This is a genomic window from Pseudomonas ulcerans, assembly GCF_036324125.1.
GTDB lineage: Bacteria > Pseudomonadota > Gammaproteobacteria > Pseudomonadales > Pseudomonadaceae > Aquipseudomonas > Aquipseudomonas ulcerans.
Genome location: NZ_JAZDQN010000026.1, coordinates 33153 through 48136, shown reverse-complemented (window position 1 = coordinate 48136; position 14984 = coordinate 33153). Strand labels below are relative to the sequence as shown.

General features: G+C 54.4%; 14 protein-coding genes and 2 pseudogenes. 4 read left to right on the top strand and 12 right to left on the bottom strand.

Features of this window, described 5'->3' with window-relative positions:
* Window positions 1-148 precede the first annotated feature (148 nt).
* From V0R59_RS21060 to V0R59_RS32035, 12 genes and pseudogenes are all read right to left on the bottom strand, one after another.
* A complete protein-coding gene (locus V0R59_RS21060) occupies window positions 149-472 on the bottom strand; it encodes a hypothetical protein (RefSeq protein WP_330076375.1) in 324 nt (107 codons plus the stop codon).
* Window positions 473-490: 18 nt separating this feature from the next.
* Complete coding sequence (locus tag V0R59_RS21055; protein ID WP_330076374.1) at window positions 491-1960, bottom strand: UvrD-helicase domain-containing protein; 1470 nt, start codon at window positions 1958-1960, stop codon at window positions 491-493.
* 11 nt (window positions 1961-1971) lie between these two features.
* Entirely contained in the window at window positions 1972-2721 is a 750-nt protein-coding gene (locus V0R59_RS21050; protein WP_330076373.1) for a TIGR03747 family integrating conjugative element membrane protein, read from the bottom strand.
* Between the two features lie 10 nt (window positions 2722-2731).
* A complete protein-coding gene (gene traD / locus V0R59_RS21045; RefSeq protein ID WP_225231593.1) occupies window positions 2732-4948 on the bottom strand; it encodes a type IV conjugative transfer system coupling protein TraD in 2217 nt (738 codons plus the stop codon).
* Window position 4949: 1 nt separating this feature from the next.
* A complete protein-coding gene (locus V0R59_RS21040; RefSeq protein ID WP_330076372.1) occupies window positions 4950-5198 on the bottom strand; it encodes a hypothetical protein in 249 nt (82 codons plus the stop codon).
* 8 nt (window positions 5199-5206) lie between these two features.
* On the bottom strand, window positions 5207-5704 hold the full coding sequence (locus tag V0R59_RS21035; RefSeq protein WP_375547396.1) for an integrating conjugative element protein: 498 nt from the start codon (window positions 5702-5704) through the stop codon (window positions 5207-5209).
* Window positions 5705-5733: 29 nt separating this feature from the next.
* Window positions 5734-6294 carry a lysozyme family protein gene (locus V0R59_RS21030; RefSeq protein ID WP_031324278.1) on the bottom strand — a complete coding sequence of 187 codons (561 nt, stop codon included), beginning with the start codon at window positions 6292-6294 and terminating at the stop codon, window positions 5734-5736.
* Entirely contained in the window at window positions 6279-7037 is a 759-nt protein-coding gene (locus V0R59_RS21025) for a TIGR03759 family integrating conjugative element protein (protein ID WP_330076370.1), read from the bottom strand. Before V0R59_RS21025 ends, V0R59_RS21030 begins: the two co-directional genes overlap by 16 nt.
* 10 nt (window positions 7038-7047) lie before the next feature.
* Window positions 7048-7746, bottom strand: a complete 699-nt coding sequence (locus V0R59_RS21020) for a methyl-accepting chemotaxis protein (RefSeq protein WP_330076369.1) — start codon at window positions 7744-7746, stop codon at window positions 7048-7050.
* A gap of 710 nt (window positions 7747-8456) precedes the next feature.
* Window positions 8457-8798 carry a hypothetical protein gene (locus V0R59_RS21015; RefSeq protein WP_330076368.1) on the bottom strand — a complete coding sequence of 114 codons (342 nt, stop codon included), beginning with the start codon at window positions 8796-8798 and terminating at the stop codon, window positions 8457-8459.
* Complete coding sequence (locus tag V0R59_RS32040) at window positions 8795-9211, bottom strand: CZB domain-containing protein (RefSeq protein ID WP_375547399.1); 417 nt, start codon at window positions 9209-9211, stop codon at window positions 8795-8797. The genes V0R59_RS21015 and V0R59_RS32040 overlap by 4 nt, the downstream gene beginning before the upstream one ends.
* 33 nt (window positions 9212-9244) lie before the next feature.
* A pseudogene (locus V0R59_RS32035) lies at window positions 9245-9502 on the bottom strand (methyl-accepting chemotaxis protein); the annotation flags it as partial.
* A gap of 1228 nt (window positions 9503-10730) precedes the next feature.
* On the opposite strand from V0R59_RS32035, the gene V0R59_RS21005 reads away from it, so the two are divergent.
* The 4 genes and pseudogenes from V0R59_RS21005 to V0R59_RS20995 all read left to right on the top strand — a co-directional run bounded on the left by V0R59_RS21005 (window position 10731) and on the right by V0R59_RS20995 (window position 14910).
* On the top strand, window positions 10731-11666 hold the full coding sequence (locus V0R59_RS21005) for a LysR family transcriptional regulator (RefSeq protein ID WP_330076366.1): 936 nt from the start codon (window positions 10731-10733) through the stop codon (window positions 11664-11666).
* A pseudogene (locus V0R59_RS32030) lies at window positions 11638-11967 on the top strand (PAS domain-containing protein); the annotation flags it as partial. The gene V0R59_RS21005 and the pseudogene V0R59_RS32030, both read left to right, overlap by 29 nt.
* On the top strand, window positions 11944-13203 hold the full coding sequence (locus V0R59_RS21000; RefSeq protein WP_375547398.1) for a methyl-accepting chemotaxis protein: 1260 nt from the start codon (window positions 11944-11946) through the stop codon (window positions 13201-13203). The pseudogene V0R59_RS32030 and the gene V0R59_RS21000, both read left to right, overlap by 24 nt.
* 27 nt (window positions 13204-13230) lie before the next feature.
* Window positions 13231-14910 carry a putative bifunctional diguanylate cyclase/phosphodiesterase gene (locus V0R59_RS20995; RefSeq protein ID WP_330076364.1) on the top strand — a complete coding sequence of 560 codons (1680 nt, stop codon included), beginning with the start codon at window positions 13231-13233 and terminating at the stop codon, window positions 14908-14910.
* The last annotated feature ends 74 nt before the right edge of the window (window positions 14911-14984 follow it).

Sequence of the window (14984 nt, the reverse complement as noted above, 5' to 3'; positions counted from 1 at the left end):
TTGCTACGATAAAGCGGTCCTGGCCGCTGAGCTGTTGCAGCACAGTCGGGCAGTTAGCTCGTCGGAGTTGATCGAGATGGTCAGAAGAGCCAATGCCATGTTGGCCCTTCTCCCTGGTTACGATCATGAAGGCTAGGCAACGGATGGGTCAGGCTGGTAACTCGATGTTCCTGGCCTCGCGCTTGAAAAAGAGTAGATATCCGACCGGCATGGGAAATCCGTAGGACCAGGCCTGGGCATTTTGATTGCCCACCTTGATCTCCCCTCGGCACACTGGCTGCGTGCTGACGAGTTCCCAGCCATCGGCGCCGAGCTCGAGCATCTTCGTCTGCAGCGGCTCGTCTTCGGACAAGAGAGACACAACATCGGGTTCCAACGTCTCCTCCGTGCTCTTGAAGATCCATGCGCCGCTAGTCGTGTTCTTGAATGGGATAGCGACAAACTCAGCGCGGTGTTCGAATTTCTTGCTCATGGTTCCTCCTTTACTTAATCAGCCGCGCGCTTGACGGGCCCCGGGGGTGAGCGCGTCGACGTAGCGTTCCATAATGGACAGCACCAGACTGTTGATCGCCAAGATCTTCATCGCTCGGGTGACGGCCACATACAGAAGGTTCAGCTCATCATCTCGTCGGCCTGGATCGATATCCGGTGAGAGCGGGTCTGACGTGAAGTCGTCGAAGAGCCCGACAAAATCCCACTCCAGGCCTTTCGACTTGTGGGCAGAGGTCAACGTAATAGTTGCGTCAAGCTCCTTATCCACCGTGCATGAGCGTAGAGCCAAGATTCGCTGGGGCAGGTCCGGATACATGTTGATGATCTTGATCGAGCGGATCATCTCGCTGTCCTGGCTCACCTCGGCGATTTCTACGTACTGGGCATAGTCCCGGTAGTCACGGAGCAGTTTTTTGTTCTGGACCAGGTCGCGCTGCTGTCGACTGAAATAGAACAGGTCCTCGAGATCGCGCACTGAGTAGCTGTCGATGCCGCCAACCCAGTAGATCTTGGGCTTCTCGGTGACCAGGCACAGAGCGTTTTCAATCACCCCAATGACGGTTCGATGAATGTACGTCCTGTGCGGCAGTCCAGCCGGCAGCGCTTTCTTCACCAACGTCTTCTCGCCCAGTCCCTGCAGCTTCCTGGTTTCTCCCTTGTAGGACAGGATGATGTTGGCGACATGGGCGACTGCCGGCCCAAACCTGAAGCTCTGGGTCAGGTAGTGCTTCTCAGCCCCGGACATCCAGCTGGCGTTGAGAGCATCTTCCGCGCCTCGAAAGCGATAGATCTGCTGATGACGATCACCCACTGCCACCTTGCGAATGCTCTGTATGCGCACGATGTCTGCGATCACAGGGTTTACGTCCTGCCCCTCATCGAGCAGAACACAGTCGAAGCGCTGGCTCAGATCGGGTTTGCTCAGCTGGTACAGCTTCAGGTAACCGTCATGCGTGATCTGCACCGCTGTGTCCTGCAGGTCAGTCATTCGCTTCCAGATGCCCATCGCTGCTACGAGCGCTTGCTTCAGGTAGCGCTCCTGGGCGGAGGTAAGCATCGGCCGGTCACGGAACCGCGGAAAGTGGCAGCGTTCGATAAGATCGTCGGCGCTGGCCATGTAGTTGTTGAGGGTGGTCAGCACGTCTCTGACCAACTCCCAGTCCTGCGTATCGATCGCACGGGCGATGTCGGTCAGCCGCAAGTTGTTGGTCTGCTTATGGCTGAACTGTGTGCCATAGACGGCGTATGCCAGGCCGTGTGCGGTTTTGTTCACCACGTTGCGCGGGAAGCGTCCCCGTGCGGCGATCTCCACCGACTTGTTGTAGCAGAGATAGAGAATCCGCAGTCGGGAGTGATGTTGAGCGTATCCCACCAGCGTGGTGGTCTTTCCACTGCCGGCGCCGGCCTGGATGAGGAGTTTCGGAGCCTCCGACTGGATGATCGGCGACTGTTCGTGGGTCCATTGCATCGTGCTCTTCCTCACAAATACTTCTTGAAGCTCGCGGCCGTGATGCTCACGGACACACCGAGCAGGGCGGCGCAGGGGAGCAGCACCAGCATGGGACTGATGCTGATCGGGAGTGCCAAGTAGAAGGTCCAGGGGAAAATAGCCAACGGCATGATCGTTGCGCGGGCCTTGTGATAGAGGTAGCTGGATTCGCGACCTGCGCCGAATTTGCGCAAATCTCGGCGCACTAGGCCGTCGACCAGGCCCGTCAGTGCCGCCATGGCGAACAGCGGTATGGTCATCAGCAATACAACCAAACGGACGCAAAACACCAGAACGGTGAAGAGAGCCGCCAGCACATAGTTCTGGACCGTTGTGACGCTTTGCGCGGCCCAGTAGCGCATGTCCAATTCGTTGCGGGGCCCGGCGTGGGCGATCGACTCCATCCCCTGGACCCAACTGAGCATCCCGGTCTTCACGATCAGCCAGTCATAAGCTTCGGTGACCAGCCATGTCGCAGTGCGCCCCGGCTCTTGGACGATGGCACTGTGGACCAGGCCTTTGGATAACCAGCTGACCTCGCTTACCAGCATTTGCTGACCGTGTCGCCATCCGGCTTCTGGCCAGAAGAAGTACAGGCATACCCAGTCGACCAAGATGGCGACGAGCAGCGAGCCGAACATCACTCCGATAAAGTTGAACGGGAACCAGAAGATCTTGCTGAACAGCGATTCCTGTCGCTCCTGCTGCTGTTCGGCCTTCTTGGAAACGTCGTCTGCCATGGCCTACACCTCAAGCTGCGTCATCGGTGGCCACCTGACGGAAATCTTCAACCAGGTCTTCGGGCAACGCAGATTTCAGTTCCTGATAGCCCGGGGCTTCCCACCAGTCGCTTGAGGACGCCGCCGAACGTCGCATGCCTGCGGCCAGGTCCTGCAGATTGCCGGGCATGACCTCGTCGGGGTCGTTCGCGGGAAGCGGCATGCGGACCTTCCAGAGGTTCCCACCCTCAATGAGCGCGAAGGCCTGCCCCTTGGGAAGCCCGACCACGTGGGCGGGCTCAATCATCGGAACGCTCGCCAACTGCACTTGGTCATGTGAGCTCGAGGTGAATGCTGTTTTCCCGTTGACCGAGTCGTTCGCACTGCTCGCCGGGGTGCTGTTGTAAATCTGCACCTTGGGCAGCTGGTTGGTCAGCAGCTCGGCGGTTGCGGTTTCACGGACGCGCAACATGAACAGGTTGTTGAAGTTACCGATCACCTGGCCGGCCTTGGCTTTTGAGCCAATCTTCGCCTCGATGTCGCTCATGGTCTGGGTGTAGGCGGTGACCTGCATGCCCGCGCCGCCTGCTTTGTTCACCATGGGGATGAACTCGTCCCCGATCAGTTCGTTGAACTCGTCAGCGTGGAGGTTGATGCGAACCTTGCCACCTGCCATATGGCCCGGCAGACCATCATCGATGCCATGCTTGTAAATGTGGCCGGCAACGGAGACCAGGTCGCTGAACATCGAGTTGCCCACCGCCGCAGCGACCTCAGTGTCGGACAGCGCATCGAGGCCGATGTATACGACCGCGCGTTTCCGAATCACTTGCATCCAGTCGAAAATCGGTCGCTGGTCAGCGAGATCCAGGTAGTCGGGCGCGAGTAGCTCAGCGATACGACCAGTGGTGAGTTTCTCCAAGAGCGGCAGCAGGGATGCGACGATCTTGTCGAAGTAGGTCTTGTCGTAGCGCACGGCACTTCGCAGGCCATCCATGACGGAGTCGTTGATGCGTTTCTGGGTCAAGTACATGTCGATCGCCACGACGCGCAGCGGACGGTCCTTCATGGCGAATGACAGGTTCTTCCGATCGATCTTGCCTTCAACTTCAACGATGGCTTGCCAGGCCTTCGGATCATGTTCTGCGAAATACTTCTGGGCGTATTCGATGAATAGCTCGTCGATGTTGATGACGTGCCGGCGGATCTGTTCGTAGTCAGGACGGCGGCCGAGGGCGACCAACGACTGCGCGATGATGTTGACGAATCGCCAGGCGAACTCCCGGAACGCAGCAGAGTTGCCCTCGCCGGAGAGCTGGCCAGCGATACGGGTGGCGACCTCGCTGATCCGACCAAAGCGGCCGATGGCGTTGTAGCGCGCGGAAATGTCCGGCCAGCCCAGGTGGAACACATAAAACTCGTCGAGGCGTCCGGCGCGCTTGCATTCGATGTACATGCGCTTGAGCAGATCCGCATCACCTTTCGGGTCGAAGACGATCACAACCTCGTGGTCGGCCTGTGCCTCTGCACGCCGGCGCCGGCTCCAGCGATGGGAAGTTTGGCTCCGGCGCCCCATACGGACTCGCGGCCCGCGTCGATGCGTTCGGCGAATGTCCTGCGTGATGAAGACCTCGGCCAGACGAGTCTTGCCTACCCGTGTGGTTCCCAGCACCAATGTGTGGCCCACGCGCTCACCGAGAGGTAGGCTAACGTTCTGCTCATCAGGCTCGATTCCATGCAGCCTGGGCAGGCCACCCACGGGAGGCAGCGGCCTGGCGGGGTTCCAGTTGGAGTCCCAGCCAGTGACCTTGGTGATTAGCTTCAGTGGAAAGGGGGCGAACTCCAGACGTTCTTCCAGCCAGCGCGCACGCATATAGAGGTTCGTCGGCTCGACGTAGGCCGCGAACTGGGGAAGGTAGGTGTCGGCCAGGCGTTGCGTGTGCTTCTGTGTCCACCGGAATCCACGACCGATGAACAGGCGCTCGTTGCTGATCGGCATTTCAGCGCTGGTCATGGTGTAGTGGGGAAGCCGCCGTAAATTCGCCTGGTAGCGTAGGACCCTCCGCGCCTGCAGGAGCCGAATGGTGCCCAGGTAGATAAAGCCCAGGGCGGCGACAATCCCGAACAGCGGTGTCAGGGCAAAAGCCCAGGGTGCGCCAATGCAGAGTGCAGCCGCTACATAGCAGACGGCAGTGGTGAATAGTTCTACCGGGGGGCGGAGCAGAGATTCAAGGGTATATGTCGCCATCTCACGTCCTCGAGGTGTAGGTCAGGGCGTCGGCTTCAGCGCGTGCTGCCTCGACCTGGTCCGGAGTCAGCCGTTCGGCCAGGCGCTGGGCGAATGCGTGTTCGTTGAACTCGGAGATCCCGGTTAAGCGCGCACCGTAGAGCTCGCTCACGTGGCGGACCTGGTCGATCATTTGCTCGCGGCCGGGTCGGTGCAGGGGATGGCTGATGATCAGCGTGAACACCGGCGATACAGGTCGTGTTGGGCGCATACCGGGTCTCACTGCTGAAGGGTTGTGGCTGTGATCAGCACCGGGTAGTGCTGCAGCCCCAAGCGACCAGCAATATCGCTGGCAGGAACGGGCATCACTTGCAACCCGGGAGCCCAGCGGCGGATCTCTTGCAGTCGTGCTGCGTTGCCGACATTCACGGCGAGTCCCACTGCCTGCAGGCCTTGAAGTGCCGGCAATTTCTGCTTGAGCCAGGCCTGCGACATTTGATCATCCCCGACGATGAACATCGGCTGCAGACCAGCTGCATTGATGGCCCGTCCCTGTACTGGGCCCGGACTCAGTTCTGGAGTCAACACCGGGAACGCCCCTCCAGCCCGGACACCAGTCACAACCGGGGGAGCGTGCGCAGGCTCGGGGTCAATGTCCTGGTAGTAGGGCAATGCGGATGCTCCGCCGCGGTCCTCCACTACTGTGAGCACCGCTTGCTGGTCAGCCCTGGTGGGTAGGGCCAGGCTGGTCACTATCGCGAAGGCCAGGGCTTGCAAGACGTATGACCGCCAAGCGTGGGGATATGTCATGGGGTCCGTACCTCGAAATTGATGCCGGTGACCCGGCTGAGATGTTTCGCGAAGTAGCCACGGTACTTTGCCGCCGGCGCGCCGCCGGCCGGGCGGTGATACCGCCCTGCAGCATCGATCCAGGTTCCCCCCTTGGCCTTTTGCTCAGCCAGGATCTGGGCGGTCACCGCCAAGTTCTTGTAGGGGTCCAGGCCTTCGCAGGGAAAGCTGTAGCGATGCCCGTTCGAGCGAATATTGGTTTGCCCCAGTCCCACGTCGACTCGAGCGGGCCCAGCGGTCGCAATTGCGACCAACAGCGCTCGGCAAGCATCTGCGCGGGTGGCGAAGCGATAGCCGGTGCCCGCGACATTCAACGTCCACGGCCAGGGCACAAGCTGACCCCGAAGGCGGGTGCCGCTCTCCTGCAGCGCCACTGAATAGAGCACGACCGGTGGAACCCCGTGCCTGATGGCGATCGCCTTGTAAGCTGGTGGCGGATCTTCCACGCCCCACGCATTGCCGGCGAACAGTAGCACCGGCAGCAGGCAGAGCTGCCACCAACTCATTGACGGCGCCATGATCCGTTCACCTGCGTCACGGCCGCTGGCAGCGAGCCGCCGAGACCGAGGCGAATCCAACGGCCCTGGTCATGATTGAGTGTGATCAGTCGGCTTTTCACGCTGGACGGGTCAACACCCGCGAGGATTGCCCAGCGGCGAATCCGTTCATCGTCGTTCTGGCTGCCGACGAAATAGAGGTCAAACGGCGTCTGGGACGCCTGCAGGCGTTTGACCAGGTCGATGCAGGGCAGACAGTCGTCTTTGACGAAGAGTGCCATTCGCCCGTTACCTTCCAGAGCTGGGCCGCTCCCGGACCCGGACCGGGCCGAAGGGGAGGCCGAAATCTCAATGGCATTGATGCCCGGGAACAGACGCTGGTACGCCTCATCGTAGGCTCGCTGGTAGGCGAGCTCCCTGTCGACTCGTTGACGCTCTGCCTGAACCTGGAGCTCGGCAAATCGGCGCCGCTCACTATCCGATCGAGCTTCGATTCCGAGTGCAGTTAGCGGGTCAAGCCCCGGCGAATACACCCCCCGAGGCCCTTGCATCACCTCTTGATATCGGTCGTATTCCTTGGCGGTCAGGCCCCACTCCTGCGCTGCTTTATCATGAAGCTTGTCCTGCGACAGGATGCTTTCGCTGGTGAGCTGTTGAACACTGGAGGCGCCTCCTCCTACAGCGGAAGGAAGCGGCGCGGCCTCAATGCCCGCAGCAGTAAATGCGCAGGCGCAGGCGATGGCTCGAACGATCGGTAGATTCATGATGCTTTTCTCATGGCTGGATGCTCAGGGTTCGGGTTGTGCCGCCGGCGTCGAAGGTTGCAGTTCGTTCATCTACAGCCTTGAGTCGCCAGGTGCTGCCACTGACCACTTCGCCTGGCCGAAGCAGGTAGATCTGGCTCAGTCGCGTGCTACCGGTGGGGGCAACAGATAGAAAGCGCTCGCCGCCCCGGTATTCGAGACCGACCATCTGAAATGGCGGAGGCTCTTGCGGGATGGGCGTGGCTTTAACCGGTGCGGGCTTCGCCTTCGGTTTGGAAGTGGAGGCTTTAGGAGCTGGTGCAGTTGCCTGGGCCTGTGGCCTGCTCATTTTCTGCAGTTTGCCGTCAAGTGACTCAAGGTCGGCTTTCAGTACCAGGAGATCGCCCGCAGTCGCGGATGAGCGAGTGGCTTCAACTGCAGCTTCGTGGGCCTGCTTTGCCGTGGCTTGCACAGCATCGATCCGGCTCGACAGTGTTTGCTGGCTAACACGGAAGTCTTCCATCGTGACCAGGGGTTTGCCTGACACAGTGTCGAGACGATCGTCGATCGCGCTCATCCTGCTCTGGAGTGCGTCGATGGAAATCTTCTCTGCTGCTCCGTTCACAGCGCGAGACAGGGTCGACAGCTGGTATTGCTGGAACGCGATGATGCCGCCCAGGATGAGCAGTCCTGCGGCGATGGGCAGATATTTTCGGATCGGCAGTTTCATGGGGGTCCTCTCGAAGCCGAGCACACCCTCGCGCAACCATGATGCTGTTTCAGCAGAAAATACTTAGCCCGCCCGCGTGGAATTTATTGATCGATGCCGAAGGACCCGCCATCTGCTGGTGAGCGCCGCGACTGAAAACCCACTCTTGCAGCCCAGGTCGCTCAGGACGAGCGTGCTGGACCAACTGCTTTTTTCGGCCTACGACCAGTGAACGATTGCCCCGAATGTTTAGAATCAGCCATCTGTGGCTTACACTGGATTCACTTTCCAGCAGGCAAAAAAAAACCGCCTTTAGGGGAGGCGGTTTTTGTGCAGTCCAGATTAGGGGTCTGAATTGCGAGTCCTCACAGGGACCATCAACGTGCGTTCAGTTTACGTTCGTAAATTACGATCTGTAAATGGTGGTGGTCCGATTGGGATTGCGTTTTGGCATGCGACGAATGTAGCGGCCGTTTTCGGTGGCCTGAAAACAACGGGCGGTGCGGGCAGCCCGTATTTTTGAAACAGCGGTGCCAGTGCGGCCCCGGCTACCTCGGACACGGCGGTGTCCCCCTACAGCGCCTCGGTGAGTTCGGCCAGATTCTTGGCATTGCGCAGCGGATGCCTCGTCGGAAAACACCAGCAGCCTGTTGATGCACAGCCGCTGGTTTTTCCAGTGCCTTGAAGAGTACCCGGCCAGTGATCGGACCGATGTAAAAGTCCATTTCGCCCTACTCCAGATCTTGCTGCATACGCGGTAACAGTCCCTCATGGATGGTCAGCTTGACGGCCGGATAACGCTGCTTAAACGGCTCAAGTACTATTGGTAGAAAGGCAATGTGGGGAACAGTGGAAGGCCCGACCGTGACCGTTCCCGAGGTGCTGCCAGCCAGTTGCAACACCTCGTCCCGCGCCCCGTCCATGTCCAGCAGTATCGCGCTGGCCCGCTGCTTATAATGCTTGCCGGCCCACGTCGGTGCCAGATCGTGGATAAAGTTGTCATCATAACGTTGGTAATGTCTGATTGTCTTATTTCGCACCGTATCACAGTTTAAGTGGGCATGCACAATCACTGAAGCTGCAAAAGGCGAGGATCAACTTCGCCACACGTTGCCATATGCTCCAGGCATTCCTGTACGATGAGACTGGCTTCCTCCATGGCGGCGACCTCTTTCGATAACGTGTCTGAGTCGCGCGAAGCGTGCGCCTTTAGAGCAGCAAAAGCAGCATCATGAACTCTTTTATGTGGGGGCTCAATTTCTCGATAGCCAGGTAGTTGAGAGTAGCTTTTTTTACCTGCACCCTCATAGTACCACTTACCAAGTCGACAGTGAGTATGAAGTGCAAAACTACTTTCGCTTTCGTCGGAGATACCAAATAGTACTTTATAAACTCGAAACTTATAGATCAGATGATCAATTTTTGCCAGCTCACAGAAACTACGCAACGCTGAGGCAGAAACAGTCCGTTCGGTGGTGGAGGACATTTCCAGAAGACGTCGCATGGTGTCAGCCGCCTCTTGGCCGTCTTTGCTAAACACCGCGGAGTGCTCAGCTAAATCAGCGATCTGATCGCGGCTATTTGAACTATCTAAGCGAATTTTTCCTACAAGAGTTGTAATTTCTGCGGTGGCTTCTGCTGTCCGCTTCGCCAGTTTACGTACTTCATCAGCCACTACAGCAAACCCTCGCCCCGCGTCACCCGCTCGCGCAGCTTCAATGGCAGCATTAAGGGCCAATAAATTCGTTTGGTCAGCTATCTCTTTAATAATTTGGAGGATGCCGCCAACCTTCTGCGCTTGCTCATCAAGTTGACCAACTTTCGCTGACGCCTCTTCTGAGGAGCCGGCCAATGTTTGCAAGTTCATTGCAATTGAATCGATAGCGCTTCGGCTATCTTGGGAAATCAGCTGAGCTTGGACAGCGTGCTGCCTTTCTTGTCCCATACTCTCCGCCAATTTAGCGAAGGAGGATTGAGTCATTTCCAACGATCTGGAGAATGTTGCAAGATTGGCGACCAAGCTGGCAAATTTTTGACTGCTCGCTTGATATTCGGCCGCTCGCTGCTCGGCTTCAAATGCACGCTTATTGGCTGAATTAAGGTTTTTATCCGCAATCTCCAGAGCTAGCTTCAACCTCTGAATTTCATTGTTTTCATTTTCTGATTTATTCCACCACGCCCTCATATTGCACCTGTCTGTAATCGCTTAATAATTTGTTATGAGCCGGTTTCGAAAAATGGAATTTTATAATAAAATAGCAAGTCGCTGGCCGGCGTAATTATTCTAGTGGCAAATGCCCTGATGCAGTTGCGAATATTGCCACAAATAAAAGTGAATTCAGTATATGATACTTTGATGCCCTGGTTCGCGATGCTTGAATGGATAAGAACGCCACGGGGTTGGTTGCTTTCATATGGGTGTTCGCCAAAGTCTCATTGCTCAGATGTCTATACACAATATTCTCAAGCATATTCTTTGCTTCTGCCTTAAATGCTTTCGATAACGAGTTGATACTTCAAAGAAGGCTTCTTAGTATCTGACTAGAACACTAGGTTTAACAGGGGCTAGCCTCCTACCCGGCTAATGTAGTGAGAGTATAAAACATTTTCCATAGACAGGCGGTACTCCCGAATACTCGATAAACTATTAATATCTGAATTAGTGGTGCAACCAACCTCATTTTCGGTTTGGCAAAAGCTTAAGAAGCCAATGTCAATACCTTCAAAATAGTATATTTCTATCAAGCAGCAATAGCTAGTCTATCAAGTAGGGGTTGGATCCAATACGTCAAGTGCCATTTTTTGGACGCCAAAAAAAAGTCTGGCAGGTGCGCGCTTATTCCATTATTGGACGATCGCAATCCAAAAGTGTGAGTTCCGTCTAGAGCATATGGTGAGATATCATATTGCCATTATAAGCATAAGTTATCCTTGTTTGATGAGATGTGAGATGTCGGGTTGCTATAGATTTAAGATTCAAGATAAGACTTTAAGAGTGAATCCCAATGCTTAACGATGTGGCATTGTTTGTTGAGATCGTGCGATCTGGAAGCTTGTCGAAGGCGAGCAAAAAGCTTTCGGTTCCAGCCAATACGTTAAGTCGACGACTGATAAATCTCGAAAAGAGACTTGGCACGTCGTTGATTCTCCGGTCGACTCAAGCATTACGGTGCACAGCCGATGGTGAGCGTCTTTTTGACAGTTGTAGCGCTCATATTGATATTTTAAATTTAAAAATAAACTCTTTACAGTCTGCGCTCAATGACGTGTCCGGGAAGGTCAGAGTGCAGGTTCCTTCAGGTTTCTTTAATTATCCGAAAAATGATTTCCTGTGCAAATTGTTAGAAGCTCACTCGGAACTTGAAATTGAGATAATTGTTTCAGATGAGGAAAAGAATCTCATAGAGGAAGGGATTGACCTTATGTTTCACTTCGGTGAGCCGAGGAAGGGGAGCTATATAATAAGGAGGCTGAGTGGTTCGGAGTTGGGGTTGTACGCGAGTCCCTCGTATCTTGCCGAAAATGGACTTCCTGAAAGACCTGAAGAAATGGAGATGCACGATTGCTTCCACTGTACATCTGAAAGCTCCGTTGAAATTAAACGGCGGGACGGTAGCGGCGCCAAAGAGATTATTTTATGCAAGAGATTGAAAACTAAGTCAATTCCAGCCCTGATTAACGCCGCCGAGCATGGCGTTGGAATCGTGTTAATGAATACTTCTTGTATGATTAACAATAATAGTTTGATACGGGTTTTACCTGAGTTCATGGCTGAAGGTGAGCCTTTGTTCGCAGTCTACTCTAATCATCATGCCTTATCGGCCTGCGCTAGAGTGGTAATGGATTATGCCTTTCAACGGAGCGAAGAATTCGACGTTTATCCATCAATGCCTTCCCATCTAGAATTTAATCATGAAGAAGAACTTACCCGTCACAAATAACCAGTGCGTTTTCCCTTCGGGTCAGCGTTTGATTTCAGCTACAGATCTTCAAGGGAATCTGACCTACTGCAATGAGGAGTTCGCCTCCATCAGTGGATACAGTCGCGAAGAACTGATAGGGAGTCCCCATAACATTGTAAGGCATCCCGACATGCCAGAAGCCGTATTTAAGCAGATGTGGTCATATCTACGGTCGGGAAGAAGTTGGATGGGTGTCGTAAAAAACCGATGCAAAAACGGTGATTTTTATTGGGTCAGCGCTTACGTCACTCCAATCATGGAAGATGGCCGGTTGACCGGATATGAGTCTGTAAGGGTCAACCCTACCCGTAAACAAATAGAGCGCGCTGAACTGCTATATGCTCGTTTGCTGATCGGGAAACCTGCGATTCCTTTGCTGCGTAAATTCATGGTGGTCCTGTGCAGATATGTAGTGTCTATCATAGCTGGGATGGTCGCCTGTGGTGCGACTCTATTACTCCCGAGCCTAGCAGCCTTATCTGTAACATTTATCTTATTCCTGGCCTCGGGTTGGTGGATATGCGCCAGGCAAGAAAAGGTATTGAAGGCAATTTTTAAAACTGTCCCTCATGCTTTTAAGGATTCATTAAGTTCTCTGACCTATAGCGACAGGCCGGGCAGTCTAGGTGAGTTGGAGTTGATCTTACTCAGCGAGGATGCGCGTCTTAAAACTGCGCTCACTCGCCTGGATGATCTGGCTGGCAAAGTGGCTGAAGCTGCATCGCATGCCTCTTTGCTTTCGACCCAAATCGAACATGCGTTAGTGGAGCAGCGCGCGGAAACAGACATGACCGCCGCCGCCATGACAGAAATGGCCGCCTCTATCAGCGAGGTCTCCGGGCATGTCCACCAAACTGCCACAGAGGCTGAAACAGCACATGGGCTGGCTGTGCAAGGTGACAAAGTTGCCGGGACTTCTCGTGAGGCTATTCAGCTCCTAGCAACTACGGTCACGAACATTAGCAATGCTGTGGATAATCTCGCCCGAGAGACTCAACAAATCATGTCCGCCGCAGAGGTTATTCAGTCCATCGCGGATCAAACAAATTTACTCGCGCTCAACGCTGCGATAGAGGCCGCACGGGCTGGCGAGCAGGGGCGCGGTTTTGCTGTAGTAGCTGATGAAGTCCGCGCCTTGGCCAGCAAAACTCGGGTATCCACACAAGAAATTCAGAGAGTGATTGAAACGCTGAAAAAAGGCACCGATGAGGCAGTTGACATCGCGAGGATCGGTACGGTGGAAGCTGATCATGGTGTGCAGCAGGTCATACAGGTTCAAGGGGCGCTGGAAGGTATTCGCGAAGCAGTTGGGCGCATTAGCGGCATGAGCCAGCAGATGGCGGCTGCCTCAGAAGAGCAGTCTCATGTCGCAGAGGATATTGCCCAACAAATTAACAATGTTGCTGACACCGTGGAGCACACTGCAAAGAGTTCCCACGCAGCAGTGATTCGTGCGGGTGAGCTTGAAACCACCTCGCGTGGTTTGCATGCCCTGGTTGAGCGCTTCAATAGGTAACGTCTTGGAAAGCTATGGGATTAGTCAATGAGTGAAGGATATCGTGCAGCTGTTGATGCGGCGGCTATTTTTTCAGAAACCGACATGGAGGGAAATATTACCTATGTCAATGATCATTTCTGCGCTATTTCCGGTTACAGCGCTCAGGAGCTCTTAGGGCAAAATCACCGGATTCTGAATTCGGCCATGCATCCGCCGGAGTTCTTTACCGAGCTATGGAATACCATTTCACGCGGCAACGTCTGGAAAGGGGAAATCTGTAATATTCGCAAGGATGGCAGTCTCTATTGGGTGGACAGTACAATCGTCCCCACGTTTGACAGTGTTGCAAAAGTTAAAAAATACGTGTCTATTCGTTTTGACGTGACCGAAAAGCGTAAATTGATGGATACGCTACAGTGGCGTGCGGATCATGACGTATTGACGGGTCTTCCCAATAGATCCTTGCTGGATAAACGTTTCAAACAAGCCATTCAGACGGCGAGTGACCGCGGTATTTCCATCGCGGTGTGCGTGCTTGATCTCGATGGCTTCAAAATTATCAACGACCGGTATGGTCACGCTACAGGTGATCGCTTACTGGTAGAGGTGAGTGAGCGGTTAAAGAAAACTATTTTTGGCGATGATACAGTGGCGCGCTTGGGAGGCGACGAGTTTGTACTCCTGTTATACCTGTCGGACACCAGTGATTTAGAAGTGGTGATGTGCAAAATTCTGCATGATATTTCCTCTGCGTATACTATTGACGGTGTCGAACTGGAGATTTCCGCCAGTATTGGCGTTACCCTCTACCCCAAAGATAATGTCGGTATCGACTCGCTCCTTTTGCATGCCGATCAGGCAATGTACAGGGCTAAATTGAGAGGGAGAAATTGTTTCCATGTATTTAATTTGTTATTGGATAATAAGCACCGTACTGCATTCGAAACGGTGGTCGAAGTCAGCAAGGCACTACGTAATGACGAATTCCGATTGTACTATCAACCAAAAATTGACTTTAATACCGGAAAACCTGTTGGTTTCGAGGCGTTGCTACGATGGTTACATCCGCAAGACGGGATTATCTCACCTCAGAATTTTATCCCGTTCATCGAAAATACTAATCTGATCGTGGATATCGGTAATTGGGTTATGGAAGAAGCTCTGAAGCAAATTACACGGTGGCGCGAATCAGGACAAGTATGGTCGATTTCAGTCAATATTGGTGCTTTACATTTCCAGCAAAAAGGTTTTGCTGAGAAGTTAAAGTGCTTGCTTGCCCAATATCCCGAGGTGCGACCGGAACAGTTGGATATTGAGATTGTTGAGTCTGTCTTGCTAGGCGATATGCCCGGTGCCATCAAAAACATTAACGATTGCCAAAGCTTGGGCGTGACCTTCTCGTTGGACGATTTCGGCACAGGCTATTCATCACTTAGCTATCTCGAGAAGCTGGATACCCAGTCCATAAAAATTGATCAGTCATTTATACGGGGCATACTGAATGACAAGAAGAGCTTGTTGCTGACCATCGCCATAATTGGCCTGGCGAAGTCATTTAATCGACAGGTCATAGCTGAAGGGGTCGAAACCGTTGAACAGGCAGATCTGCTGATGCGCCTAGGCTGCGATATCGCTCAAGGGTATGTGATTGCCAAGCCTATGCCAGCGGAACACGTCCTGCAGTGGGTTGAACAGTTCGTAAAAATCGGAGGCGAACGCCACTGACGCCCGGTTGGCTCAGTGATCGCCGCAGATGGGGTCAGCTCCCGATCCTGAACGGTAACACTCCACAATACGTT

Bases quoted from the DNA above. Each gene is read 5' to 3' on its own strand.
- V0R59_RS21000 (WP_375547398.1), top strand. From the start codon at position 11,944: ATGGAAGATGGCCGGTTGACCGGATATGAGTCTGTAAGGGTCAACCCT.
- V0R59_RS21060 (WP_330076375.1), bottom strand. From the start codon at position 472: ATGAGCAAGAAATTCGAACACCGCGCTGAGTTTGTCGCTATCCCATTC.
- V0R59_RS21005 (WP_330076366.1), top strand. From the start codon at position 10,731: ATGCTTAACGATGTGGCATTGTTTGTTGAGATCGTGCGATCTGGAAGC.
- traD (WP_225231593.1), bottom strand. From the start codon at position 4,948: ATGGCGACATATACCCTTGAATCTCTGCTCCGCCCCCCGGTAGAACTA.
- V0R59_RS21040 (WP_330076372.1), bottom strand. From the start codon at position 5,198: ATGCGCCCAACACGACCTGTATCGCCGGTGTTCACGCTGATCATCAGC.
- V0R59_RS32040 (WP_375547399.1), bottom strand. From the start codon at position 9,211: ATGTCCTCCACCACCGAACGGACTGTTTCTGCCTCAGCGTTGCGTAGT.
- V0R59_RS20995 (WP_330076364.1), top strand. From the start codon at position 13,231: ATGAGTGAAGGATATCGTGCAGCTGTTGATGCGGCGGCTATTTTTTCA.
- V0R59_RS21025 (WP_330076370.1), bottom strand. From the start codon at position 7,037: ATGAATCTACCGATCGTTCGAGCCATCGCCTGCGCCTGCGCATTTACT.
- V0R59_RS21030 (WP_031324278.1), bottom strand. From the start codon at position 6,294: ATGGCGCCGTCAATGAGTTGGTGGCAGCTCTGCCTGCTGCCGGTGCTA.
- V0R59_RS21020 (WP_330076369.1), bottom strand. From the start codon at position 7,746: ATGAAACTGCCGATCCGAAAATATCTGCCCATCGCCGCAGGACTGCTC.
- V0R59_RS21055 (WP_330076374.1), bottom strand. From the start codon at position 1,960: ATGCAATGGACCCACGAACAGTCGCCGATCATCCAGTCGGAGGCTCCG.
- V0R59_RS21050 (WP_330076373.1), bottom strand. From the start codon at position 2,721: ATGGCAGACGACGTTTCCAAGAAGGCCGAACAGCAGCAGGAGCGACAG.